This window comes from Rubrivirga sp. SAORIC476, from assembly GCF_002283555.1.
In the GTDB taxonomy this organism is placed as follows: domain Bacteria; phylum Bacteroidota; class Rhodothermia; order Rhodothermales; family Rubricoccaceae; genus Rubrivirga.
In genome coordinates, this window is sequence record NZ_MVOI01000002.1 from 16,778 (window position 1) to 41,394 (window position 24,617).

Here is a 24,617-nt window from a genome sequence, read left to right on the forward strand (position 1 = left end):
AGAGGGCAACGTACGACGCGGCCAAGCGGGGGATTCGCTAGAGCAACCGGGGAGCGCGGACCTGCTCCCGAAGTGCCTCGATGATCCGGCCGTTCGCACGAGGAAACGCGTACCTGTCGAGGTCGTCCACGGCGACCCAGGCCCAGGGTTCGCCGCTCTCGGTCCGAGGTGAGCCGCCCTGGTATAGACACCGAAAGGCGTGCATCGTGATCCGGAAGTGGGAATAGGCGTGCTCAACGCGCGCCACAGGGGGGCCGACAGCGACATCGAGGCCGACCTCCTCGCGCACTTCTCGTGCACAGGCTTCCTCGAGGGTTTCGCCCGGCTCGACCTTCCCGCCGGGAAACTCCCACAGCCCCCCCAGCATCGCGTCCTCGGGGCGGCGCTGGATGAACAGTCGGTCGGCCTCGTCGGTCACCAGTCCGACGGCGATGGTGTGGTGGGGGACGGGTGCCCGCTTCGAGACGACAGGGAAGGCTTCGGGCGTCCCGAGTGACGCGGCGGCGCAGATCGCCCGCAGCGGGCAGACAGGGCAGGCGGGCGACCGGGGGGTGCACACGGTCGCGCCGAGCTCCATCACGCTCTCGTTCCACCGTCCCGGCCGCGACCTGTCGAGGAGTGCATCCGAGAGCTCCTGGAGTCGGCGACGGGTCTTGCCGCTCCGCGCGTCCGCCTGGATGCCGAAGACACGGGTCAGGACGCGGATCACGTTGCCGTCGAGGACAGCGAGCGGGGTATCGAACGCGAGCGACAGCACGGCCGCAGCGGTGTAGGGGCCGACGCCCGGCAGCGCACGAAAAGCGGCTTCTTCAGAGGGGACCACGCCGGAGTGCTCGGCGACCACCCCTTGTGCGGCTCGGTGGAGGTTGCGGGCCCGGCTGTAGTACCCCAGTCCTTCCCACTGCTTCAGCACGTCGTCGAGCGGGGCCACGGCCAGGTCTGCGACGGACGGAAACCGCTCGATGAAGCGGTCGAAATAGGGAATCGCGGTCTCGACGCGTGTCTGCTGGAGCATGATCTCCGAAACCCAGACCCGATACGGGTCGCGTCGGCCGTCGGGGCCGGGTTCGCGCCAGGGCATCGGGCGGCGAGCACCGTCGAACCACGCGGGCAGCGCGTCCTGAAAGGCCTGACGAACCTCCGCGGTGTCTGCTGCGCACAGCGCGACGTCGAGCCCGTCCTCCGCGTCGGCCATCAGCCGGTGATCTCGACGAGCAGGACCACCTCGCCGTCGGCGCGGCCGGAGACGAGGCGGCGGAGGCGGACCGGCAGCGTGCCGCGCTCACGAGCGAGCGTGCGCCACATGAAGGAGCGGTCGACGAGCCACGAGAGCGCGGGGGCTTCGTCGATCTCGTACGTCACCTCGTCGCCGCCCGCGCGAGCGGGTAACGAGACGATGAGGGTCTCGCCCGCGCGCACCGAGTATCGCAGGGTGTCGGCGCGGCTAGCTTGCTCAGACGAGCGCACCATCGGGGCGCGTTCAGCGGAGGCCGTCGGCGCGAGGCCGAGGGCACAGACGAGGAGTCCCAACCGAAATGCGAGCACGGAACGGAGGCGCGGTGTGGCGAAAGGTACCACGGGCGCTCGCGCTCGCCGGGCTCCTCGCGTTCTGCGCGCCGGTCTGCGCACAGGCGGCCTGGACCGTCGTCACGGCGGACTCCACAGGCGTCTCCCGTGCCTCGACTCTTGAGGGGGCGCTCGACTCGCTGTCCGCGCGAGGCTTTCTGACCGCGCGCCTCGACTCGACCCGTGCCGACACAGCCTTCGTGTGGGCAGGCCCCCGCGCGCGGATCGAGTCGCTGCGTTTGGTGGGTGGCGCGGCGCTCTCGGATCCGATGGCGGACTGGCAGAGCCGAGAAGGAGGCGTTTTCGACCTGCGGGCGCTTCGCGAGGACCTGCATCGGACGGCCTCCCGGTATGCTCGCCTCGGGCGTGTGGAGGCCCGCCTCGTGCCTGACCTCCAGATCGCTTCGGGCGGGCGGGAGGTGGCCATCGTCGTCCGCGTCGACGAGGGGCCCGAGGCCGAGGTGGTGGGCGTGGAACTCGTCGGCGCGCGGTCCCCGTCGCGGGCGTTCGCGTCACGCCGGGCGGGACTGACCGAGCCCACGCCCCCGTCGCAGATCGACCTGGGGCAGGTCCGCCGTCGCCTCGACGCGACCGGCCTCTACCTTGAAGTCGGCCAGCCGACACTCGCACGTGCCGAGGACGGTGGCCTGCTGCTCCAGGTGCCCGTCGTGGAGGCCCCGCCGGGTGCGTTCGATGTCGTGCTGGGCTACCTGCCACCGACGGGCGAGGGTGGGGGCAGCGTGGTCGGGAACGGTCGCGTGGACTTGCGCAACCTGTTCGGCGGTGGGCGGGCGGCCAGCGCGTCCCTGGAGCGAACGCCCGGTCTCGCCTCGGCCGTGTCGGTCGCCGTGTCCGACCCCTTCCTGCTCGGCAGCCCGCTTAGTGTCGGCCTCGCGTTCGAGGGAGCGTCGCGCGACTCGACGCTGGCCCGCCAGCGCGTCGCGGTGTCGCTGCGGTACGCGCTGGACCCGACGCTCGACCTGGTCGCGACGCTCGCGGGCGAAGCGGTTCGCCCGGGCACCTACGGCGCGACCCTGGTGGACGGGCGCCCGCGCGTGCGTCGGACCGACGACGTGCTGGTCGGCGTCGGGATCGCGTTCGCGCGGCTGGACCGACCCCGGACACCACGACGGGGGATCGCCCTCGATGTGCTCGCCGAGCAGGGGCGGCGCGGTGGCGACAGGCTTGGGACGGGACCCGGTAGCCGTCGTCGTCTGACCGTCCGCGGACGCATCTTCGTCCCGACGGTCGCCCAGCAGGGACTCGTCTTCGGCGCCGACGCGACGGTGACTCAGCAGCAGGCAGGGCTGGACGGGCTGATCGACGAGGGCGACCTCATCCGCCTCGGTGGTGCGGCGTCGTTTCGCGGATACGACGAGGATCAGTTTCTGGCCCGGTCCGCGCTCCGCGCCCTCGCCGAGTATCGGGTGCGGTTCGACGACGCGTCATACGTGTTCGCCTTCACCGACGCGGGTGGGTTTGACCGACCCGCAGGCCCCGGCGTGGGGGCCGAGCGCCGCACGCTCCTCGGGTATGGGGCAGGACTCCGCGTGACGACGGCCCTGGGGCTCGCGACGGTCACGTACGCCCTCAATCCCGACCTCGGGCCGACGCGCGGCAAGGTGCACGTCGGCCTCCAGGTCGGGCTGTGATCAGACGCTGTCGTTGAGTCCCGTGATGCCAGCCTTCTTCGCGCAGTGGTCGCAGCAGTAGACGGCCGCGCCTGCCTCCAGCCCGTGGCCCAGGACGCGGACGCCACAGTGGGCGCACGTCGGCGCGATGCGCTGAGCGGCGCACTCGACGGAGTCGAAGGTGAGCGTCTCGCCTGTGTGGAGGGTGACGGTGAAGGCGCGGTCGTAGTCGTTGCCGCAGGTGTCGCAGGTCGCCATGAGAGGGGGGAGAAGAGAAGGGGAGATCCGTACGAGGCGCCGGGGCGGAGGGTCCGCGCGGCTAGCTTTCGGCATGCCCGACGCCCCGGACCTCACCGCCCGCCTCCTCGCTGTCCAGCGCCTGCTCCGCGTCGAGGACGACGGCGCACACGTCGCCCGCCTCGCAGACGGCTCCCATCCGCCCGAGGTGTCTCGCCGCGCGGTCGACTTCGTGGCCGGGGTGACGCGGCAGAAGCGCTGGCTGGACTTCGTGCTGGCGGCGTTCGTCCGTGGCCGGCTCCAGGACCTCGACCCCGAGTTGCTTCAGGTGCTCCGGATCGGCGCGTACGACCTCCTGATCCGCGAGACGGCTCCCCATGCGGCCGTCAACGAGGCCGTCGAGACCGCCAAGGCCGTATTGCACAGGGGGGCAGGCAGCCTCACGAACGGCGTCCTCCGCGCCCTCGACCGCGCCCGCCGCGCCGGGACCCTCCCCCAGCCCGCCTCGGGCGACCTCGCCGACGACCTCGCCGTCCGGTTCTCTCACCCGACCTGGACCGTCCGCCGCTGGCTCGACGCGTGGGGAGAGGGTGCCACCCGTGCCTTTCTCGCGGCGAGCAACGCCCCGGCGACGTTCACCCTCCGCCTCACGGGCGGCGCCGACGCCCGCGCTGCCGTGACCGCTCGACTCGCCGACCTCGGCGTGACCGCCAGCCCCTCTCCCTGGGCCGACGACTTCGTCGAGGTGGACCGGCTCCAGCCCATTCTGCGCTCCGGGCTGTTGGACGAGGGGACGGTCGCGGTGCAGGATGTCGCGGCCGGGCTCGTGGTCCACGTCCTCGCCCCCCAGCCAGGCGAGCGGGTCCTCGATGCGGCCTCGGCTCCGGGGGGGAAGGCGGTCTACGCGGCGCTGCGAATGGGCGACGACGGGGAAGTGGCTGCCCTGGACGTGAGCGAGGCCAAGGTGGGGCTGATCGCTGGGGCTGCTCGCCGCCACGGACTCTCCAGCATCCGGCCGGTGAAGGCAGACCTGACCACGTGGGATGGGGACGGTGCATACGACCGCGTTCTCCTGGACGCGCCGTGTTCCGGCACCGGCGTGCTCGGCAAGCGCGCCGATCTTCGCTGGCGCCGAAGCCCCGAGGCCCTCGCCGAGTTGACCGACCTGCAGGACCGTTTGTTGGACGCTGCCGCGGCGCACGTTCGCCCCGGCGGAGTGCTCGTGTATTCGACCTGCTCTGTGGAAGCGGAGGAAAACGACGACCGGGTGACGGCCTTCCTCGCGCGCCACCCCGGTTACTCTCTCGACCCGGTGGGGACCCTCGTTCCGGCTGCGCTCGTCGACGGGGACGTCTATCGCGCGCTGCCTCACGTCCACGGGACAGATGGCGCCTTTGCCGCTCGCCTCCGCCGCTCCGACCCATGACCGATCTCGCCGCCGCCTACATCGAGGCGCGTGAGCGCCTGCTCACCCTCACGGATGGCATGACGCATGAGGCGTACAACGCCAAGCCGTCCGAGTCGTCGTGGTCGGTTGGCGAGTGCGTGGTGCACCTCAACACGATCGCGAAGGGCTACCTGCCGGCCCTGGAAGCCGCCGTCGCCGATCCCAACGCGCCGCGAGGCACGGGGCCGTTCCGCTATGGCTGGGCGGGGAGGAAGTTCGTGGACATGCTCCGCCCGGGGACACGCGCGATGCCGACCGCTGGGGCGATGAAGCCGCCGGAGACGGCCGGACTGGTCTCGGAGATCGACCTGGACCGCTCGCTGACGCGATTCCGCGAGGACATCGACCGCTACGTCGCCGTCGTCGAGGCCGCGGACGGGCTGGACCTGGCGGCCATCAAGATCCGCTCGCCGTTCCTGAAGCTGATGCGGTTCCAACTCGGCGTCTTCCTGGAGGCGATGGGCCAGCACTGTCTCCGCCACGTCGGACAGGCGGAGCGGGCCGTCGCTGCAACACAGGGGGCCGCCTGAACGCCTTGTCGCGAGCGCGGCACGAACCGATCTTCCGTCCCGTTCCCCTCCGCAAGCCACCTCGCGCGTCTGCATCCTGGTACGTCGTCCTCTTCTGACTCCATGATTCTGTCGCCGCGCCGCACCTGGCTGGCCGCTCTCGTCTTTCTGTCGCTCGTCCTTCCGGCGTCGGCCCAGACCGTCGTCAAGTACGGTGCCGACTACCTGGCGGCCGGGGTGGGGGCCCGCGCCCTCGGGATGGGCGGGGCCTACATCGCCCACGCCGACGACGTCACGGCGGGCTACTGGAACGTCTCCGGTTTGGACGCGGTGCGGACGCCCGAGGTCGCATACATGCACGCCGAGCGCTTCGACGGCGCCGTCGCATTCGACTACGCCGCAGGCGCCTACCCGCTGTCCGACCGCTCGACGTTGGGCGTCACATTCATCCGCTCGGCCGTGGACGACATTGCGAACACGCTCGACGCCTACGACCCGGCGACCGGCCAGATCAACCCGGACGACGTCACGCTCTTCTCGGCCGCCGACAACGCGCTGTTCGTGTCCTACGCGCGGGGCGTCGGCGACAAGCTGTCGCTCGGCGCGTCCGCCAAGGTGATCCGGCGCGGCGTGGGCGACTTCGCGAGCGCGTGGGCGTATTCGCTCGACGTGGGCGCGCAACTCGACCTCGGGCGCGTCCGCCTCGGGCTGATGGTGCAGGACGCGACCGGCATGGTCCAGTCCTGGTCCGTGGACGCCGACCGGTTCGCCGAGGTGGACTCGTCGAGCCGCCCGGTGGGGCTCACCGAACTGGTGCTGCCGCTCGCGCGCCTCGGCGCCTCCACTCAGATCCCGCTCTCCGACGACATCGGCCTGACGGCCGCCGCGGACCTCGACCTCGGCTTCGACGGCCAGTCGGCCTACGTGCTGGACGCGGGTGGGGTCTCGTTCCGGCCACGCGTGGGCGCCGAGTTGACGTTCCGCGACCTGCTCGCCTTCCGGGCCGGACTCTCGGACGTGACCACGAGCGAGCGATTCGGGACCCAGATCACACCGTCGGTGGGCGCAGGGGTCCGACTGGGTGCGCTCGCTATCGACTACGGCTTTGGCGACTTCGGGGGCGTCACCAGCGAACTGGGCTTTTCGCATCGCGTCTCGCTGGCGTATCGTTTCGGCGCGTCCCCCCGCTAATCCCATGGTGTCCTCTGACGACCGCGACGGCTTCATCCTCAGCGTCACGCTGCACGGCGTCGTGCTCCTGCTGCTGGCGCTCGGCCTCTCGGTCCCCCCGGAGGCCACCGACCCGGACTTCCCGCCGCAGTTGACGGAGATCGAGTTCGGCCCGGCGCCGACGATCCCAGTGATGACCGGTCCGCCGGAGCGCGCCGAGGCGGGGTCCTCGTCGGAGTCGATGACCCAGCCAGAGCCGGAGCGCCCGACCCCGCCCGCCCCGACGCGCGTCCGAGTTCCGGAGCGCACCCCGACGCCGCCGCGCGCCGAGCCGCCCCTTCCGCGCCCGGTCCAGAGCGACAACGCTCGTCCGACTCGGCCCAACCCGCCGTCCCGCGCGACCCGTCCGGACCCCGCTCCGACGGCCCCTACGCAGCCTCGCCCGACGACGGGCACCGGCACCTCCCAGGGCGACTCACCCACCGCGGGCTCGGCTGAGGGGTCCGGCAACGGGTCCGGAGGCGACGCCCCGGCCGAGGTCGGCTTCCAGTTCGGCAACCGGTCCTACACCTGCCCGACGCCCCCGTTCGGTGGTATCCAGGGTCAGGTGGTGTATGCCATCACGTTCCGCCCCAACGGCTCGTACGCAGCCGCCCGAGTGTCGGGGAGCCGCAACGCGGCCCTGCAATCCCAGGTGGAGGGGCTGCTCTCGCGGTGCCGGGCCGAGCCGTTGCCCTCCAACGCGCTCCAGGTGAACCAGACCACGAACGCGACCTTCCGCTTCAGCGCGAACTGAGCCAGTCCCTGGCCGCCTCGGTAGCGTCGCGAATCTCGTGGGCTGCGGCATCGAGCAGCGCTCGGCCAACGAAGCGGGTCGGAGCCCGTGGCGCGGCGAACGCGGCGGCGACGTCGTGAAACGTGAACACAGAGATCGGGCGTCCGGTCGTCACGAGGTGGAGGGGGCGCCAGCGGTCGGGGACGAACTTGGCCTTGAAGCGCTCCAGTCCGCCGAAGTTGTAGAAGCGCGTCGCGTGCGCGCGTGTCCACGTCAGGAGCCCGCGCACGAGCAGCGAGGGCGCCGTGTCGGACAGTGGGGCATGGGTGGAGAGGGGCACCATGCCGAGCGTGAACGCCGGGCATCCCGAGTCCCGGAGTGCCGTGTCGAGCAGCAACGCGGCGGTGCCGTTCGGTGCCTCTCGCCGCTGGATGATCCACTCGACGAACACCTCGTCCCCCGGTCGAAGCGCCAGGTACCCGATGGCCCGGTCGTTTCGTGTCGCGACCCAGAACCGACGGTCGCCCGGAGCGTCCAGCACGAACGGGTCGGCCATGAACGACATCGGCGGGAGGCCGCGTCGCGCGAGCCAGTCGGCCAGGACGGCGCGGAGTTCGGCGGACGCGCGGACGCGGTCAGAGCTCCACGGCTCGATGGTCACTCCCTTGTTGGCCGCCCGTCGGATCTGCGCCCTCACCGACGCTTTTCGGGTCACCATCGCGGGCCACCGGCCGGCGCCCCACACCGGCTCCGCTCCGATCACGAGCGACGGCCGGTTCGGTGCGATGTCCTCGGGGGTTTCCACCCCGAACCAGAGCACGCGGCACCTGTCAGCCCGCGCCTGCGCCTCGAACGCGGCGGCGGCGGCCGGACGGTGGGGCGTCGGCCCGGAAGGACCTCCTGCCGCGACCCGAACTCGTCCCCACGACTGGATTTCGGTGTAGTCGATGGTCACGCCGAGCGGGCCGGTCCACGTCTGGAGGCTTGGCATCAGGGCCGGACGGAGAGCCCGACCCGCAGGAACGTCTCGGCCGCGCGGCCCTGCCACCACTGACGGTCCGCATACAGTCGGAGGGCGACGCCGCGTGCGGGCTCCACCTCGACGAGGCCACGGAGGCCCGCGCCGCGGTACAGGTCGCCGGAGAGGAACGTCTTCTGCCCATCCTCGGGGGCCTCGCCATACCGTTCGTCGCCGCCGACCTGGGTCACGACACCGGTACTGGGGTCGATCGGGTTCTCGCCCTTCCGCACGTACCGGCCGGAGAGGCGTGCGCGGGCGCGAAACGGGAGCCAGACGCTCACGCCCGCCAGCCACTGGTCGGCGTTGGGTCCGAGGGGATGGCCGAGGCCGAGGCCATTGTGCGTGTAGCCGTTGAAGTAGACCCCGTCCTCCCGGAACCGGTGGGAGTAGGTGTACGGCTCGATGCGGGTGTACTCCCCGAAGAGCGTCGCGCCGGTGCGGGGCAGGGTCGCTTTCAATCCGGCCTGGATCGCCCACTTGTTGCCGTAGTCGCCGTCTCCGAGCGTCGCAGTCGCGAGGTCGTCAACGAGCCAGGTGGCGTTGGCCTCGACGCCGCGGGCGGGGCGAACGGTCGTTTCGAGCGAGAACAGGGTGTTGTCGCGGTCGTAGAGCGCGTGCTCGGCCGCCTTGACGGGAAAAAGCGGGTTGAGGTAGGCGATCTCCGGTCCGCGCCGCCCGTACACCACCATGCCGGTGTACGCCCAGGTCCACCAACCCGTCGGCTGGACTTCGAGCCGGTGAACAGTGAGGTACCGCTCGGGGCTGTCGAGGAACAGGTCGCCCCCGTCCGTCTCGTCGATGACGAACTGCGAGGGGATGCTCAGGGCTGCGTGGACCGCCTCTACCGTGACGCTCCGCGTCCGCAGCCCGAGGCGGACGAACGGGAGGTAGTCGGCGTGGTCGCCCAGCACGAGGGGAGCGTCGACAGAAGCGCCGTAGCGGAGTCGCTCGTTGGCGATCTCCGCCGAGAACGGCCCCCCCACGACGCGCAGCGACGCGCTCGTCCGGTCGAAGTCGCCTGGGATGTTGGACGGGTCCCGGGTGACGTAGTAGATCGACGCCAGCGCCGGGTCGGCCGCGAGCACGTCCCTGGCGCCGTCCGTGATGGTGCCCGAAAGCGTGCTCGTGTAGAGCCCGATGTAGTTCCGGTAGCTCGCCTCGAATGTGAGCCGGGCGCTCCGGCTGCGTCCGGTGCCGATGCGGACGAGGGGTGCGAATCCGACCCGCCCAGGCGTCCTGACGTCCCCGACGCCTCGGTGTTCGATGGCGCCCTCGCCCCAGATCGAGACCCGCCAGTCGTCGTCGCGGAAGTACCCCAGCGTGCGCTCGGCGCTCGCGTCCTGCCACCGCGCCTCCCCGTCGCCGACGTAGCTGTGGACGCCGTCCAGCGGCTCGAAAAACTCGCGTCGGTACTCGGCGAGCCAGAACCGACCGGACGCGGGCAGCCGGTCTTCGCGCACTGTGAGACTGTCGAGATGGCGCCGGACCGCGGCTCGGTCGACCGGGATCGTTTCGTGCCGGTACTCCGGCAACGTGCCTGCGACGCGCAGGTCGGCCATCCAGTCGTACACGGCGTGCTCGGCCGGGACGATCTCCGGCTGGGCGATCGCCCCGAGAGGGAGGAGCAAGGAGAGAAGCCCGACGAGCCGACGCATGCGGCAAGGTATCGACCGGCGATTGCCCCTTGCGCTCCCTCGAGGGGGCGTCTACTTTCGCCCTGTCCCCAACCCGATCTGCCCCGAGACTCTTTCGCTACGCGTTTCCTGCCCGCCGCGCTTGTCTCGTCGCATTGAGATTCTGGCTCTCGTCCTCGGGGACGCCCTCGCCACCGCTGCGGTGTTGGGGGCGGTGGTCTGGGGTGCGCCCGGCTGGGACTGGATCCCCACGGTGCTGGGGTCGCAGGTCCTCGGAGAGAGCCTGCTCGTGCTCGCCTGGGTGCTGCTCTTCGCGTTCTCCGGCCTCTACGCCGAGCGCTACGCCCGGGGCCGCCTCGACGAACTGGCGACGCTGGTCAAGGTGGTGATTTTCGGCTGCCTCGCCCTGCTGTTCGGGCTCGTGGTGGACCGGCTGGAGGCCAGCGAACTGCGGACCGCCATCGGGCTCTACGCTCTCGCCCAGTTTGGCGCCGTCGGGACGATCCGGCTCGCGGTGCGGGCGGTGCAGCGTGCGCTGGTGGTGCGCGGCTACGGCCGCCACCGCGCCATCGTGGTGGGCTGGTCGGACCGTGTCGAGACGCTCTACCACGACCTCGCGCGGTATCCGGCGGCCAACATCGAGATCGTCGGCGCGGTCCGCCTGCGAGACCGCTCGGCGGTGCCGGTGCTGGTAGAGGACGGACCGGTGACGATCTCCGAGCGCTTCCCCGGAGGGGATGCACTCCCGGCTGGTGCCATCGAGGTGACGGCCGCCGGGGCACCCCAGGCGGCCGTGGCCGAACTGCCCGGGCTCATCGACCGGCTCCTCGTCCAGGACGTGATCCTGGCTCTGGGCACCGAGGACCACGCGATGCTGGACGAGGTGCTTCGGGTGTGCGACGGCAAGCCGGTCACGCTCAAGCTCGTCCCCGACTTTTATGCCGCCATCGGCGGGATGGCGCGGACGGAGCACACCTACGGGCTTCCCCTCATCGAGGTGCTCCCAGAGCCGATGCCGGCCTGGGAGCGGCGGACCAAGCGCATCGTGGATGTGATCGTGAGCGCGCTCATCCTCGTCGTCGGGGCTCCCCTCTGGCTGATCCTCGGCGGGCTGGTCCGCGCGACCTCACCGGGGCCAGCCATCTACCGGCAGACGCGCGTCGGCCGCCTCGGGCGCCCGTTCACCATGCTCAAGTTCCGGACGATGGTGGACGATGCCGAGCGCCACACGGGCCCCGTCTGGGCCGAGCGCGGCGACACCCGCGTGACGCCCGTGGGCCGGATTCTGCGCCGGCTGCGCCTGGACGAAATCCCGCAGCTCTGGAACGTGCTCACGGGCCAGATGAGCCTCGTCGGGCCCCGTCCCGAACGGCCGTACTTCGTGGAGCAACTCGCAGATCAAATCCCGCTCTACAGCCGCCGCCACCGCATCCAGCCGGGCGTAACAGGGCTCGCGCAGGTCAAGTGGCGGTACGACACCGACCTCGACGATGTCCGCCAGAAGCTGAAGTACGACCTGTTCTACATCGAAACGATGAGTCTGAGCCTGGACGCCAAGATCCTGTTCCGGACCATCCGCACGGCGCTGGCAGGAGAGGGGCGGTAGGGCACCGCGGTCAAAGTTCGGAGACGGCTCCGTCCTGCTGGCTACCTTCGGGTGTCTCCCCCCGACTCGATGTCCGTCGCCCCGTCCGTCGACTCCGCCACCCGCGTGGCCGAGGCCGATCTTCTTGCCCGCTACCGGGCGCTCCGCGTCCCGCGTGCCGTCGAGGACAAGATGCTCCGGCTCATCCGCCAGAACCGGCTCTCGAAGTGGTTCAGCGGGTACGGTCAGGAGGCCATCGCCGTCGGGTGCGCGCTCGCGCTCAAGGACCGGGACTGGCTGCTGCCCATGCACCGCAACCTGGGCGTCTGGACGACGCGCGGCGTGCCGCTGCGCCCACTCTTCTGCCAGCTGATGGGGCGGGAGGGAGGCTTCACGAAAGGCCGCGACCGCACCTTCCACTTCGGGCTCCCCGAGCGTCGCATCGTAGGCATGATCTCGCACCTCGCGGCCATGCTGCCCGTCGCCGACGGCCTCGGGCTGGCGTCACGACTGCGCGGCGAGGACGCCGTCGCGGTCGCCTTCACGGGCGAGGGCGCGACGCGCGAGGGCGACTTCCACGAGGCGCTGAACCTGGCCGCGGTCTGGTCGCTCCCGGTGATCTTCGTCGTCGAGAACAACGGTTACGGGCTCTCGACGCCGACCGCCGACGCACTTCCGGTCACGGACATCGCCGATGCCGCGGCAGGTTATGGGATGCCCGGCGTGGTGGTGGATGGCAATGATCTCGACTCCGTTATTGCAAGTGTCGGCGCTGCCGTCGTCCGCGCCCGGTCGGGGGAGGGGCCGACGCTGCTGGAGATGAAGACCTTCCGGGTGCGAGGCCACGAGGAGGCCAGCGGGACCAAGTACGTCCCTCCTGCACTCATCGCCGAGTGGGAGACCCGCGACCCTGTCGACCGCTACCGAGCCCGCCTGGCCGACCTCGGCGTCGCGGTCGACGTTCTCGATGCCATCGACGCGGAAATCGAGGCGGAGATCGAGGCGGTCGCCGAGTGGGCGCTCACGCAGCCTGAGGTGACGGCCACGACCGAGCACGAGCACGCCGACCTGTACGCCCCGGCGCGTCCACAGTCCACCTTCGAGTCGAGCCCGGTGGACGACGGCGTCCGCTTCATCGACGCTCTCAGCGACGGCCTCCGCGATGCGTTCGACGCCGACGACACGACGGTCCTCATGGGGCAGGACGTGGCGGAGTACGGGGGCGTCTTCAAGGTGACGGCGGGCTTCCTGGAGCGCTTCGGGGCGGAGCGGATCCGCAACACGCCCATCATCGAGAGCGGAGCGCTCGGGTGCGCGCTCGGCCTCGCCATCGACGGCTTTCGCCCGGTCGTCGAGATGCAGTACGCGGACTTCATCACGTGCGGGTTCAACCAGATCGCCAACAACCTCACCACGACCCACTACCGTTGGGGAACGGCGGTGCCGGTGACCATCCGCGCGCCGTTCGGGGGCGGCATCGGGGCGGGACCGTTCCACAGCCAGAGTCCCGAGGCCTGGTTTTGCCACATCCCCGGCCTCAAGGTGGTGGTCCCCTCGACGCCGGCCGACGCCAAGGGGCTGCTCCGGTCTGCCATCGAGGACGACAATCCGGTGCTCGTCTTCGAGCACAAGGCGCTCTACCGGTCGCTCCGCGGCCCGGTACCGACGGGTCCCCACCGCGTCGCACTGGGAGAGGCCACCGTGGTCCGCCCGGGCGCGGACCTGACGCTCGTCACGTGGGGCGTCGGGGTGCAGTGGGCGCTCGCGCTCGCAGACCGCCTGTCGGGCGAGGATGTCGCCCTGGAGGTCGTCGACCTGCGCACGCTCGTACCGTGGGACCGGGAGACGGTGCTCGCCTCGGTGCGCAAGACGAACCGACTGGTCGTGCTGCACGAAGCGGCCCGGACCGGCGGGTTCGGGGCCGAGATCGCCGCGGAGGTGGCCGAGGCGGCCTTCGCCGCGCTGGACGCTCCCCCCGCCCGTGTGGGCGGGGCGGACCTGCCGATCGCCTTCTCGAAGGCCATCGAGCAGGAGGTCTATTCGGCGCAGGCGCGCCTGACAGAGGTCGTCCGCCGAACGCTCGCGTACTGACCGTCGCGGCCTGACCCTACGTGTCGATGGCGTCGTCCGCCACGTCCTCTTCGGTGACCTGACGCCCCTCGTGGGCATCGTCCGGGCGGGTGTCCAAGACCTCCAGCGTCACCTCGTAGTCGCCGGTCTCTCCGACCTCGTAGCTTGTCACCACGACGGTCCACTCGCCGGACTCCTCGGCCTCGACGACGGCCTTGGTCATGGAGGTGTTGCCCGCGGCGGAGTCGTCCACGTCGGTCTGCTCGCCGGTGGGGCTGAGGATGAGCAGGTACGGGTCGATGTCTGCGGAGACGACCTCGACACGGAGCCACTGTCCTTCGCGAACCACGACCTCGTAGGAATCGAGATACTCCCCGCTTTCCAGCGTCTCGTCACCTTCTGCGAGCGTGCCGGTGTACACGGTCGGGTCGGCTGGGGCGGCGGCCTCGACCGGAGTGACGTCGGAGGGTGCGTCGACGGTGCCGCTCGGGGCATCGCCGCAGGCGCCGAGGGCCAGGAGCGCAGGAAGGACGAGGAGTGGGACGCGTTGGGACATGGTCGAGAGGGTGAGTCCAGGTCGTGGAACCTACCGCGAACCGTGTTTGCCTCGCTGACGACCGCGTCGGTTTCTGGTCAGGTCTCCACCACGTTCACCTCGGCACCGGACTCGGTGAGGAGGCGCGCGTGCCACGTCACGGCCTCTGCCAGCCGGCCGGCGAGAGCGGGCGGCGCCCAGACGACCGAGAGCGTACGGCGGGTCCCGGCATGCGTCTTCGTCCGCTGACTGTCGCGCACCGGGTTGGCGCAGAAGCCGTGAGCGTCGCGGAGTCCGAGCAGTCCCTTCAGTCGAATCTCCTGGCCGCTGGCGTTGAACACGTAGACGTCATCCGCCCCGCCGATGCCGATGGACAGCGGGGCTGCCGTGAGGTCCAGGTCGATGATGGAGATCGGAAGCCCGCTGTGGAGCGACACCACGTTGCAGGCGTCGACGGCCACGTTGATGGAGCCGAGGAACCCGCCCTCCGCGGCCTTGACGAGGTACTCCGAGGCTGGCTTGCCCCGTCCGGTCGGCTTGTAGCCGTCGCGCCGGAGCAGGTCCCGGACCGCGGCGCGGACGTCAGGCTCGCGCTGGAGGGGCGCCTCCGCATCGAGACGGAGGGCGTCGGTCACGGAGGGCAGGGGTGGGATCTCACCCAGAGGGCTGGGGAAGTCCGCCTCCACCACGCCGACCGCCAAGTCGGGGATGCTGCGAGCGCTGGCGAGGATCGAGGTGGCATGCGTCATGGTCCGGCATCGACCGGCGGGCCGTCGTCCGGTTCCACCTCGGTGGGGAGGACGCCCGAGTCGTCGAGCGCGTCGCGGAGGATGGAGTCGCCCATGCTCTCCCGGAACGCCTCGAGGGCGAGCGTGGTCAGGTCGCCGGTGATGCGCGTGAGGACCAACTCCTCGTCGGAGACGACGACCGCGAGCAGGTCCGTCAGGCGCAGGCCCTCGGCGTCCTCGCGGTAGAGCACCCACGTGGCGGACGCCGAGTCGCGGGCCGAGACCATGGGCAGCCAGCCGTCGGCCTCGTAGGCGTCGAGGCGTGAAGGGCGGGCCATCCGCATCCCGTCGATGGTGCCGACGAGCGGGTAGCGCGCCACCTTCACCTGCCGCACCGACGCACTGAGGCGCCGGTACGGCTCGGTGGACTCGGGCGCGACGAGGCGGCCCAGGAAGCGGCTCGTGCCGATGGTGCCGCCCCCGAACGCGACGGCGAAGCCGCGACCGATCTCCGCCGATCCATCACGCTCGACCTCCTGCTCGACCTCGCGGGCCAGGCGGCCCATCTCGATCGACACGCAGCCGGACAACGAGAGCGCCAGCAGCAGGACCGCGATGCGGCTACTCATCGTCGCCCTCGTACACGTCGATGTCGACGTTCCCGAAGCGTCGTGTCAGCGCCCCGACCTGCGCCGGGTCGATCAGCCCGTCGATGAGCACGAAGACGACGTTTTCGTCCTCTTCGTCGACCGTCATCACGGCCAGCCCACCGAACATGTCGCCTTCGTCTCGGACGTAGACCCAAACGTCGCCGTCGCTGTCGTCGTCGTTGGGCAGCGAGCGGACACGGACGAGCGTCAGCCAGCCGTCGTCTTCGAAGCGGTGGCCGATGCCCTCCAGCGTGCGAATGGCGAGGGGCCGGTCGGACAGCGACGCTGGGTAGATGCGGATGGTGATGCGGCGGAGGCCCTCGATCATGGCCGATGCTTCAGGCTCCTCTTCGCGCGTGGCAGCAGCGGCCAGCCGTAGCAGGGCTCCGGAGAGGTTGACTTCGACCTGGGGCTCAGAGTCGAAGAGGGCGTCCAGGTCGGCTCCCGAGATGGGTTGTGCCGAGAGGGCGGGGGCGAGGGCGAACGCGACGAGCGCTCCCAGAAGGAGTGGGTTCATGGTGTTAGAAAGGAAGGGTCTGATCGATGGTCTCCGACACGGAGCCGGCGCGGGTACGGATGGCGTCGCCAGCCCGGGTCTGGGCTTCAGCGACGAGAGAAAACGCGAGGGCGATGTCCCGTTGAGCCGCCTCGACGGCCTCTGGGGAGAGGTCCTCCTCGGGCTGAGCGTCCCGCTGCGCGATGGCGTCCTGAGGCGCGTCGGCCGGCTCTGGGGCAGGCGCGACGGCCGGGACCGGGGACGGAGCCGCAGGAGCGCGGCGCGGTGCGGTCGGCTCCGGGAGAGGCGGAGAAGGGGCCACGAGCTCCGGTGCCTCGGCGGGCTCTGGAGTGTCGGCGAGCGGGGGCGCCTCGGGCTCCGGCGTGAGGGCCTCGCCAGGCGGGGCGATCGGAGGCGTGAGGATCTGCTCGGCGACCACGGGAGCGGGGGCGCCAGACGCCAGGACGCGGGCGAGGCCGAAGGCCAGGACGGCCACCGCAGCGAGGGCGAGGGCGACCAGCGGTAGCCGAAACCGATACCGTCGGGCGCTTGCCACTGGCGCTCGGTCGGGCGCTCGGCGGGCGGCGTGCAACGCGGCGTCAAGCACGGCCGGAGGGCACGCGACCTCCCGGAGGGGAGACAGGTCGAGGCCATTCGCGGCGTCGAGCGCGGCGTCGCAGTCGGTGCAGGTCAGGGTGTGGGTTTCGAACGCCTCGGCATCCGGCTCTGTGAGCCGGCCGTCGAGGTAGTCGTCGAGGCGGAGGCAGTCGGTCGTCATGGGACCAGCTCGGGTGCGGAGGCGAGGAGGGCGGCCCGGCAGCGGCGGCGGGCACGGTGGAGGTAAACCTTGAGTGTGTTGAGAGGCAGGTCGAGGGCGTCGGCGATCTCGGCGTAGGCCAGCCCCTCGATCTCGCGGAGCACGAGGATCGAGCGGTAGGGCTCATCGAGCGAGCCGACCGCACGGGCCAACTCGACCCGGAGGTCGCCCGCCTCGGCCGCGTCGTCGGGGAGGAGGTCGGAGGCCTCGGGCTCGGCGATGGCCTCGGCCCGGCCGGGTGCGGGGCGCACCGAACGGCGCCGGAGGAGATCGAGCGCCGCGTTGCGGGCGACGCGGGCACACCACGCGCGGTGTCGCGACGCCTCCACGTTCGAGATGCCGCGCCACACCTTGACCAGCGCGTCCTGTGCCGCGTCCGCCGCATCGTCCGCCGTCCCGGTGACGCGGAGCGCGACTCGGTAGACGAGATCAGCGTGCTGGCGGACGAGGGCGTCGGGCGACATGGAGGTGCGGGGTGCATGCGAACGACGCGGCCCCGAACCGGGGAGTTACACCCGACCGGTCGAGAAAACCGCATCGGCCTCCTCGGTGGCATCCGCGCGCCCCGGCCCAGCGTCGGTCACGGCGAGGTCGCGGACGTTTTTCTGGACGCAGATGGCTCCGAAGAGACCCAGCACAAACGACATCCCGTAGAACCCCTTCTCGCTCAGGGCCAACGAGTCGGCGTTGTAGAGGCCGACGACGAGGAGCGTGACGGCGGCGGCGAGCGCGACCCAGCTCATCCCGAGGTAGAGGGGGGTGACCGGCAGGCCCTCATCGCGGTCGCGGACCGTCTTGGAGAGCGACACCGTCGCGTAGAGGCTGAACAGGAGCACCGTCAGGTAGTAGCCCTGCTCGTTGAGCATCATCTTGGCGTTCGTCAGCCCGACCATGAACGCGATGGCGCCGGTCAGAAATGCGATCCAGGACGCGGCGACGAAGGGGACGGACGGGCGGAGGGTGGCGGGAGCCATGGCAGAACGGGGAGTGTGAGGCCCGTTCTACGGGGCGAGCGTGCTCCGCCGTGGTTCATCTGCACCATCTCGACCCGGCGCGTTTGCCCCAGGCTGCCCGCGTCTCAGAATCGAACCCGCGTGCCGACACGAGCCACTCCGCTGACGGTCCCCTCGACGCGGTCGTCCCAGAAGTAGGCGCGCAGGCCGCCGAAGACGCCGACGGGCGCCTCGAACGCGGTGCTCAACTCCGTCCCCACCGACAGCATGTTCACGATCGGCAGCGGGTCGGCGGATCCGATCGGACTTCCGCTCTGCACCGGGCCCGCGCTCGTCTGGCGCCACGCCGTCACCCAGAGGGAACTGACCACGTCGCCGCGCTGCTGCTCCACCCCCAGGCCGAGCGCGAAGCCGCCCACCACGGGCTCCCCGAACTCCGTCAGGCCGACGGTCCCCCCGAGGCGGAGCGACAGGGGGCCCAGGAAGGACGTCCGCACCGTAAGCGAAGCCTCGGCCTCGGCGGTGGTCCCGGCGCCCACGCCGAGGCGGACGTCCCGGCGCGTGACCACCTCGTCTGCGCGCACCTCCAGGACGTGGGGAATCCCGTGTGGCGAAGCTTCGGCGACCGGCTGGGCCGTCACCGGCACGGTGAGGATGAGGAGAGCCAGGCAAAGCCCAGAACGGGTCGGCAAGCGCATGCGGTGTCGGCGACACGGCGTCACGCCGTGCTGTGTGTGGCGTCAAGGTAGACGACGCTACGCGCCGCGCAGCTCGTCCCGGAGGCGGTGGGCCGCCTCGGCCGCGGCTCCGGCGAAGTCCGCGCCGGAGCTAGCGTAGAGGATCGACCGACTGGCGTTGATCAGGATCGGCCCGTCCGCATTGGCGGCCAGCACGTCCGCGGCCGACCCTCCCTGGGCGCCGATGCCCGGCACGAGAAAGGGCACTTCAGGATGGCGCTCCCGGAGGTCGGCCAGCAGCTCCGGACGCGTGGCGCCGACCACGAAGCCGGCTTCGCCAGCGAGGGGCACCGCCGTGTCGGCCGCCAACCGGGCGACGTGTCGGTACAGCGGCTCCTCGTCTACCGACAGGTGCTGGAGATCGGCCGCACCGGGGTTGGAGGTCGCCACGAGGACGAAGGCACAGCGGCCAGCGTGCGCGAGAAAGGGCGCTAGGCTGTCGGCTCCCATGTAGGGAGCCACCGTGGCCGCGTCGGCCCCGAGGCGGTCGTACTGGGTGCTGGCGTACCGCTGGCCCGTGTTGCCGATGTCGCCCCGCTTGCCGTCCAGCACCAGCAGGCGGCCCGTGGCGCGGACGGCGTCGCAGACCGTGGCGAGCACATCGGCGCCGTCCGGTCCTAGGGCCTCGAAGAAGGCGAGGTTGGGCTTGTAGGCCGCAGCGAGGGATCTCGTCGATTCCGTTATTGCAAGACAAAAGGCCGTCAGCCGCTCCGCCTCGGTCCCCAAGAGGGAGGGGGGAAGTCGGTCCAGGTCGGGGTCGAGGCCGACGCAGACGGGCGCACCGGTGTCGGCGACCGCGTTCTGGAGGCGAACGGAGAACGGAGTCGCAGCGTTGGAGTCAGACATGCCGCAAACTCGCCTCTCCTTCGCACGGCCCGCAAGCGGTCTCATCGAGGCGAAGCCTACATTCCGGACCAGAAAAGCGCTTCCGGTCGGAGGTGTCCGATCGCATCCGTTTTAATCCGTCGCCGACACGATCGGCTCTCCGTCCCACCGCTCCCCCTCTCCCATGTCCGTACTCTCGAAAATGAAGGGCGTCTCCGCCCGCGACCAGCAGATGATCCAGGAAGCCGAGACGATGCTCGGCCCGGAGCCCGAGGAGATGGGCTTCATCAAGAACCTCTTCTGGGGACGCATCCGCGAGGAACTGGTGTTTCCCTATCCGGAGACCTCCCCCGAGGAGACGGCCAAGACCGACGCGCTGCTCGCTGAACTCGAGGACTACCTCGACAATGAGCATCCCCGCGTCATGATCGACCAGGAGCAGGTGATCCCGGAGTGGGTCGTCCAGCGGCTGTTCGACATGGGCGTGATGGGTATGACGGTCCCCGAGGCGTTCGGGGGCCTCGGCCTCAGCGTCGCGAGCTACAACCGAGTGCTGGAGGCCATCGGCCGCCGCTGCGGATCGACCGCCGTGATGGTGTCCGCCCACCAGTCGATCGGCTGCAAGGCGCTGATGCTGTTCGGCACCGACGACCAGAAAGACCGCTTCCTGCCAATGGTCGCCCGCGAGAAGCTGTCGGGCTTCTGCCTGAGCGAGCCCCAGGTGGGCTCCGATGCGGCTGGACAGGAGACGCACTGCGAGTGGAACGAGGAGGAGCAGGTCTACATTCTCAACGGTGAGAAGAAGTGGATCACCTCGGGTGCGATCTCGGGCCTCCTCACCGTGATGGCCAACCAGCAGGTCACCGATCCCAAGACGGGCCGCGTCAAGAAGGGCGTCTCGGCGCTCATCGTGACGCCGGAGATGGAGGGCGTCAGCTTCTTCCAGAAGAACCGCTCCAAGGCGGGCATCCGCGGGACGTGGCAGGCGCGCATCCGCTTCGAGAACGTCCGCGTGCCGAAGGAGAACCTGCTGCACCGCGAGGGGCAGGGCCTGAAGGTGGCGCTTACGTGTCTCAACTACGGCCGTTGCACGCTCTCGGCGGGCGTCACCGGCGCCGCCAAGGAGGCCGCCGAGCAGTCGACGAAGTGGGTCCAGACGCGCTACCAGTTCCAGCGTCCCCTGGCCGACTTCGAACTCGTGCAAAAGCGTGTCGCCGAGATGCACGCGTTCTGCTTCGCGATGGACGCGATGCTCTACGCCGTCTGCGGGATGCTCGACCGGCACGACCGCGACATCATGGTCGAGACGGCGGCCTGCAAGTACTTCTGCTCCGAGGAGGGCTGGAACGTCATCGACTCGGCCATGCAGATCATGGGTGGCGAGGGCTACGTGACCGAGAACGAGTTCGAGCGCCTCTGGCGCGACAACCGCATCCACCGCATCGTGGAGGGCTCGAACGAGGTCATGCAGTCGTTCATCTTCGCCTACGGAGGGAAGCAGCTCGCCGAGTACATGCTGGGCGTCCTCAACACGGTCCAGTGGAGCGATGACGAGACGGTCCAGGAGAACGTGTCGCGCATCCTCTCCGGCGCCTTCAAGCCCCAGACGATCAAGGCGGGCACGCCGTTGGCGAAGGAGATCTTCCTCGGCCTCAAGGTGCCCAAGCCTGAGGTGACGCGCGTACACCCGTCGCTGCGGTCGTTCGCCGAGCGCCTCGCAGGCCATGCCCAGACGCACACGCGCGTCTTCAAGCTGGCCTCGAAGCGGCTGGAGGAGAAGATCGTGACCGCCCAGGTGATGCAAGCCCGCCTGGCCGACAACGCGGTCCTCATGTTCGCGTGGTCGTGCGTCCTCTCGAAGCTCGACCAGCAACTCGCCCAGGGCGCCGACGGGCCGAAGTGGGAGCGGGACAAGCTCGCCGGGCTCCACTTCATGCACCTCGCCCACGAGCGCATCGAGGCCAACGTGGCCGGGCTGACGACCAACTCGGACGACTCGATGCGGCGTGCTGCCGCGGCGGCGCTCGACTGGGTCGACACCCTGCCCAACGCGGAGTACTACATCCACGAGTCGTCCCCCTCCGCGAAGGGCACGGGCCATCCCGTCCAGGAGGAGTTCATCAAGCAGTTCCCCGAGGAGGGCGCTCCCTTCGTGCCGCGCCCCGACGGGTTCTCGGACGCCTACACCGGCGGCGACGGCGCCGTCGCGGAGGCGCAGGCCCCGGAGGCCGAGAACGCCTAGTCCTGCTCCCCTCCGTCTCTCCGCCCCGCCCGCCTCGACGCCGAGGCGGGCGGGGTCGTTTTTTGACGCGAGCGGATGCCGACCTTCCAGCATCCCCGCCGCACGCCTGACCCCATGCGCATCCTCCTCTTCCTGCTCCTCGCCCTCCCGGCCGTCGCCCAGCCCACGCTGGGCGAAACCGCGTTCTCCAACTCGGGCGCCGAGGACGCCCAGGAGCCGTTCCTCCGCGGCCTCCTGCTGCTCCACTCGTTCGAGTACGACGACGCCCGCGACGCCTTTCGCGAGGCACAGGCCATCGACCCGGCGTTCGTCATGGCTTACTGGGGCGAGGCGATGACCCACAACCATCCGGTCTGGATGCGGCAGGACCGCGACGCGGCGCGGGAGCCCCTCGCCCGGCTCGACGCCCAGACCGGCGTGGAAATGACGCCACGCGAGCGGATGTACCTCAACACGCTCGGCGTCCTCTTCGGCGACGGGGCCAAAGAGTCTCGTGACGACGCCTACGCCGTCGCCATGGAGCACCTCGCCCGCGAGTACCACGACGACCTCGACGCTCGCGCCTTCTACGCGCTGGCGATCCTCGGCACAGCCCACGAGGGCCGCGACTTCGCGACCTACATGCGCGCTGCGGCCGTCGCCGAGGAGGTGTTCGACGAGAACCCCCGGCACCCCGGTGCGGCACACTACCTCATCCACGCCTACGACGACCCGGTCCACGCGCCGCTGGGGCTGCGTCCGGCCCGGGTGTACGACCAGATCGCACCCGCCGCGAGCCACGCGCTCCACATGCCGAGCCACATCTACATGGCCCTCGGCCTGTTCGAGGACGTGGCCGCGATGAACCGCCGCAGCTACGAGGCCGCTAAAGCGAACTCCGACCGGCGGGGCGAACCGCTCAACGGCCATGGCTGGCACGCGCTCTGGTGGTGGCATTACGCGGCCGACCAACTCGAAGCCCACGCGCTGACCGACAGCCTCTATGCTCTCGCCGAGGCGCACCACGCCGCATCTCCCGACGGCACGTCGCTGTCCCACATCGTCCGCATCCGAGCCGTGCAGGGGGCCGCGGAGGTCGACCCGGTGCTGAGCCACGACCCGCCCGTGTCGGCGAGCCTGAACACGCGTGCCGTGGACGCCCTCGCGCGTGGCGAGCGGCTGGCGGACCTCGGCCGGATGGATGAGGCCCGCGCCGTCCTCGACGACCTCCGCGCGGCTGTGGACGGGGCCGACGATCCCGGCTGGCAGGCCCGCGCGTCCGTCCTGCAACTGGACGCCTTCCTGACGCTCCTCGATGGGGACCCCGAGCGGGCGATTGCACTCGTCCGCGAGGCCGCAGCCCTGGAGAGCGCCGCACCGCTCATGTTCGGCCCGCCGACACCGACGGTGCCCGCGAACGAGTTCCTCGGGTTGTTGCTCTTCGAGTACGGCGATCCCGTCGAAGCCGAGGCCGCCTACCGTGCTTCGCTCGATCGCGCACCGAACCGCCGACAGTCGGTCTACGGCCTGCAGCGCATCCAGCGTGAGATGGACCGTCGGCAGGCCGAGGACGAGGCCGACCGAGAGGGGGAGTAGACGCGTCGAATCGCAGGTGGCGGGGGAACCGTCCCAGTCGCCGGGGATACGGCTCGCCTTATGACTGAACTCCTTCTGACCCCGTCGATCGACCGCACCGTCCTCCCGTCCGGCGTCCGGGTTTTGACCGAAACGATCCCCTCCGTAGGCTCGGTCGCCGTCGGCGCCTGGGTGGACGCGGGCAGCCGCGACGAGGCCGAGCCGGAGGGCGGCATCACGCACTTCATCGAGCACATGGTGTTCAAGGGCACCCGGCGGCGGCGGGGCTACCTGATCAACCAGCGAATGGAGTCGGTCGGCGGGTACATCAACGCCTTCACGTCGAAGGAGCACACCTGCTTCTACGCCCGCGGGCTGAGCGAGCATCTCGGCCGGGCGATGGAGACGGTCCTCGACCTCGTCACCCAGCCGACGCTGCCGCCCAAGGAGATCGAGAAGGAGAAGGATGTCGTCGTGGAGGAGATCAAGATGTACGAGGACGCGCCCGAGGACCACGTCTTCGATCACTACGAGGCACTGCTTTATCCCGACCACCCGCTCGGCCGACCTGTGATCGGGACCCCCGAGTCGGTTCGCTCCTTTACGCAGGACGACCTGGCGCGGTACATCGGCCAGCACTACGTCCCCGACCGTCTGGTGGTGGCCGTGGCGGGCAACGTGCGCCACGCCGACGTCGTCCGCCACGTGGAGCGGTTGCTGGAGGAGTTCGACCGGGCGCCCAACCCGGCCACTCGCGCCCCGTCCACGTCCTACACGCCGTCCGATCTCGTCATCGAGCGGCCCATCCAGCAGGCCCACCTGGTGCTCGGGACGCGCGCGTTCGGAGCCCGGGATGAGCGACGGACGACGCTGTCCGTGCTCAACACCATCCTCGGCGGGGGAATGTCTAGCCGCCTGAATCAGAACATCCGCGAGAAGTACGGCTGGTGCTACTCGGTCTACTCGTTCGTCAACGTACAGACCGACTCGGGCGACCTCGGCGTCTACATCGGCACCGACGCCAGCCGGATCGAGCGGTCGCGGACGCTGATCGAGCGTGAGATGACCAAGCTGGCCGAGACCGCGGTGAGCGAACGGATGCTGACCCGCGCCAAGCACCAGCTCAAGGGATCAATCGTGCTGGGTCTGGAGAGCACCTCCAATCGGATGCAGCGCCTGGGACGCGTGGAGCTGGTCTACGGTCGGACGGTGGGGTTGGACGAGGTGGTGGGCGAGATCGACGCGGTCACAGCGGAGGGCGTCCGCGAACTCGCCGCCGAGCTGTTCGCGCCCGGCCAACTGAGCACGGCCGTGATTCTGCCGGAGGATCGGTAAGCCCACCGAGGGTGCGGCAGGTGACGGGTCTGGATGCGATCTTGCCCCAGATCCGCAGGGCCTCCTGCAGTCGCTGCTCCTTCCTGACCTTCGATTCCCC

At 70.3% G+C, this 24,617-nt stretch carries 24 protein-coding genes; 10 read left to right on the forward strand and 14 right to left on the reverse strand.

Going from position 1 to position 24,617, the window contains the following annotated elements:
- Positions 1–37: 37 nt before the first annotated feature.
- Both mutY and B1759_RS19530 read right to left on the reverse strand, forming a co-directional pair.
- Positions 38–1,195 (reverse strand): A/G-specific adenine glycosylase, encoded by a 1,158-nt coding sequence (gene mutY / locus B1759_RS00105; RefSeq protein ID WP_143537209.1) that lies wholly within the window; start codon positions 1,193–1,195, stop codon positions 38–40.
- A complete protein-coding gene (locus B1759_RS19530) occupies positions 1,195–1,470 on the reverse strand; it encodes a hypothetical protein (protein WP_158225024.1) in 276 nt (91 codons plus the stop codon). Before B1759_RS19530 ends, mutY begins: the two co-directional genes overlap by 1 nt.
- An 89-nt stretch (positions 1,471–1,559) precedes the next feature.
- Between B1759_RS19530 and B1759_RS00115 the strand changes: the two genes are divergently transcribed.
- Entirely contained in the window at positions 1,560–3,218 is a 1,659-nt protein-coding gene (locus tag B1759_RS00115; RefSeq protein WP_158225025.1) for a BamA/TamA family outer membrane protein, read from the forward strand.
- On the opposite strand, the gene B1759_RS00120 is transcribed toward B1759_RS00115, so the two are convergent.
- Positions 3,219–3,455, reverse strand: coding sequence for a hypothetical protein (locus B1759_RS00120; protein ID WP_095513000.1), 237 nt, complete (start codon positions 3,453–3,455; stop codon positions 3,219–3,221). It lies immediately after the preceding gene.
- Between the two features lie 73 nt (positions 3,456–3,528).
- Here B1759_RS00120 and rsmB point away from each other — a divergent pair, with 73 nt between their 5' ends.
- The 4 genes from rsmB (at position 3,529) to B1759_RS00140 (ending at position 7,356) form a co-directional block, all read left to right on the forward strand.
- Positions 3,529–4,860, forward strand: a complete 1,332-nt coding sequence (gene rsmB / locus B1759_RS00125; protein WP_095513001.1) for a 16S rRNA (cytosine(967)-C(5))-methyltransferase RsmB — start codon at positions 3,529–3,531, stop codon at positions 4,858–4,860.
- Positions 4,857–5,411, forward strand: coding sequence for a DinB family protein (locus B1759_RS00130; protein WP_095513002.1), 555 nt, complete (start codon positions 4,857–4,859; stop codon positions 5,409–5,411). Before rsmB ends, B1759_RS00130 begins: the two co-directional genes overlap by 4 nt.
- A 102-nt stretch (positions 5,412–5,513) precedes the next feature.
- Positions 5,514–6,581: a PorV/PorQ family protein gene (locus B1759_RS00135; protein WP_095513003.1), complete on the forward strand. Its 1,068-nt coding sequence runs from the start codon at positions 5,514–5,516 to the stop codon at positions 6,579–6,581.
- Positions 6,582–6,585: 4 nt separating this feature from the next.
- Positions 6,586–7,356, forward strand: coding sequence for a hypothetical protein (locus tag B1759_RS00140; protein ID WP_095513004.1), 771 nt, complete (start codon positions 6,586–6,588; stop codon positions 7,354–7,356).
- Here B1759_RS00140 and B1759_RS00145 read toward each other — a convergent pair.
- Positions 7,343–8,326: a phosphatidylglycerol lysyltransferase domain-containing protein gene (locus tag B1759_RS00145; protein ID WP_095513005.1), complete on the reverse strand. Its 984-nt coding sequence runs from the start codon at positions 8,324–8,326 to the stop codon at positions 7,343–7,345. The genes B1759_RS00140 and B1759_RS00145 overlap by 14 nt on opposite strands.
- The gene (locus tag B1759_RS00150) at positions 8,326–10,011 is read right to left on the reverse strand and encodes a capsule assembly Wzi family protein (RefSeq protein ID WP_095513006.1); all 1,686 of its coding nucleotides are present in this window, start codon (positions 10,009–10,011) and stop codon (positions 8,326–8,328) included. Before B1759_RS00150 ends, B1759_RS00145 begins: the two co-directional genes overlap by 1 nt.
- Before the next feature lie 121 nt (positions 10,012–10,132).
- Between B1759_RS00150 and B1759_RS00155 the strand changes: the two genes are divergently transcribed.
- Together B1759_RS00155 and B1759_RS00160 are read left to right on the forward strand one after the other, a co-directional pair.
- Positions 10,133–11,596 (forward strand): sugar transferase, encoded by a 1,464-nt coding sequence (locus B1759_RS00155; RefSeq protein ID WP_095513007.1) that lies wholly within the window; start codon positions 10,133–10,135, stop codon positions 11,594–11,596.
- A 69-nt stretch (positions 11,597–11,665) separates the two neighbouring features.
- On the forward strand, positions 11,666–13,666 hold the full coding sequence (locus B1759_RS00160) for a thiamine pyrophosphate-dependent enzyme (RefSeq protein WP_095513008.1): 2,001 nt from the start codon (positions 11,666–11,668) through the stop codon (positions 13,664–13,666).
- Between the two features lie 16 nt (positions 13,667–13,682).
- Here B1759_RS00160 and B1759_RS19535 read toward each other — a convergent pair whose 3' ends face one another.
- From B1759_RS19535 to pyrF, 9 genes are all read right to left on the reverse strand, one after another.
- Positions 13,683–14,201 (reverse strand): hypothetical protein, encoded by a 519-nt coding sequence (locus tag B1759_RS19535; RefSeq protein ID WP_095513009.1) that lies wholly within the window; start codon positions 14,199–14,201, stop codon positions 13,683–13,685.
- Between the two features lie 77 nt (positions 14,202–14,278).
- On the reverse strand, positions 14,279–14,929 hold the full coding sequence (locus tag B1759_RS00170; RefSeq protein ID WP_198948700.1) for a hypothetical protein: 651 nt from the start codon (positions 14,927–14,929) through the stop codon (positions 14,279–14,281).
- Entirely contained in the window at positions 14,926–15,537 is a 612-nt protein-coding gene (locus B1759_RS00175; protein WP_095513010.1) for a DUF4252 domain-containing protein, read from the reverse strand. Before B1759_RS00175 ends, B1759_RS00170 begins: the two co-directional genes overlap by 4 nt.
- The gene (locus B1759_RS00180) at positions 15,530–16,075 is read right to left on the reverse strand and encodes a DUF4252 domain-containing protein (RefSeq protein ID WP_095513011.1); all 546 of its coding nucleotides are present in this window, start codon (positions 16,073–16,075) and stop codon (positions 15,530–15,532) included. Before B1759_RS00180 ends, B1759_RS00175 begins: the two co-directional genes overlap by 8 nt.
- 4 nt (positions 16,076–16,079) lie before the next feature.
- On the reverse strand, positions 16,080–16,832 hold the full coding sequence (locus B1759_RS00185) for a zf-HC2 domain-containing protein (protein WP_095513012.1): 753 nt from the start codon (positions 16,830–16,832) through the stop codon (positions 16,080–16,082).
- Positions 16,829–17,335, reverse strand: a complete 507-nt coding sequence (locus B1759_RS00190; protein ID WP_095513013.1) for an RNA polymerase sigma factor — start codon at positions 17,333–17,335, stop codon at positions 16,829–16,831. Before B1759_RS00190 ends, B1759_RS00185 begins: the two co-directional genes overlap by 4 nt.
- A 45-nt stretch (positions 17,336–17,380) precedes the next feature.
- Positions 17,381–17,845 carry an inner membrane protein YiaA gene (yiaA, locus tag B1759_RS00195; protein ID WP_095513014.1) on the reverse strand — a complete coding sequence of 155 codons (465 nt, stop codon included), beginning with the start codon at positions 17,843–17,845 and terminating at the stop codon, positions 17,381–17,383.
- Between the two features lie 104 nt (positions 17,846–17,949).
- On the reverse strand, positions 17,950–18,516 hold the full coding sequence (locus B1759_RS00200; protein WP_143537210.1) for a hypothetical protein: 567 nt from the start codon (positions 18,514–18,516) through the stop codon (positions 17,950–17,952).
- A gap of 63 nt (positions 18,517–18,579) precedes the next feature.
- Positions 18,580–19,407: an orotidine-5'-phosphate decarboxylase gene (gene pyrF, locus B1759_RS00205; RefSeq protein WP_095513016.1), complete on the reverse strand. Its 828-nt coding sequence runs from the start codon at positions 19,405–19,407 to the stop codon at positions 18,580–18,582.
- A gap of 163 nt (positions 19,408–19,570) precedes the next feature.
- Between pyrF and B1759_RS00210 the strand changes: the two genes are divergently transcribed.
- The 3 genes from B1759_RS00210 (at position 19,571) to B1759_RS00220 (ending at position 24,517) form a co-directional block, all read left to right on the forward strand.
- Positions 19,571–21,628: an acyl-CoA dehydrogenase family protein gene (locus tag B1759_RS00210; RefSeq protein ID WP_095513017.1), complete on the forward strand. Its 2,058-nt coding sequence runs from the start codon at positions 19,571–19,573 to the stop codon at positions 21,626–21,628.
- A gap of 114 nt (positions 21,629–21,742) precedes the next feature.
- Positions 21,743–23,203: a hypothetical protein gene (locus B1759_RS00215; RefSeq protein ID WP_095513018.1), complete on the forward strand. Its 1,461-nt coding sequence runs from the start codon at positions 21,743–21,745 to the stop codon at positions 23,201–23,203.
- A gap of 60 nt (positions 23,204–23,263) precedes the next feature.
- Positions 23,264–24,517: a pitrilysin family protein gene (locus B1759_RS00220; RefSeq protein ID WP_095513019.1), complete on the forward strand. Its 1,254-nt coding sequence runs from the start codon at positions 23,264–23,266 to the stop codon at positions 24,515–24,517.
- The last annotated feature ends 100 nt before the right edge of the window (positions 24,518–24,617 follow it).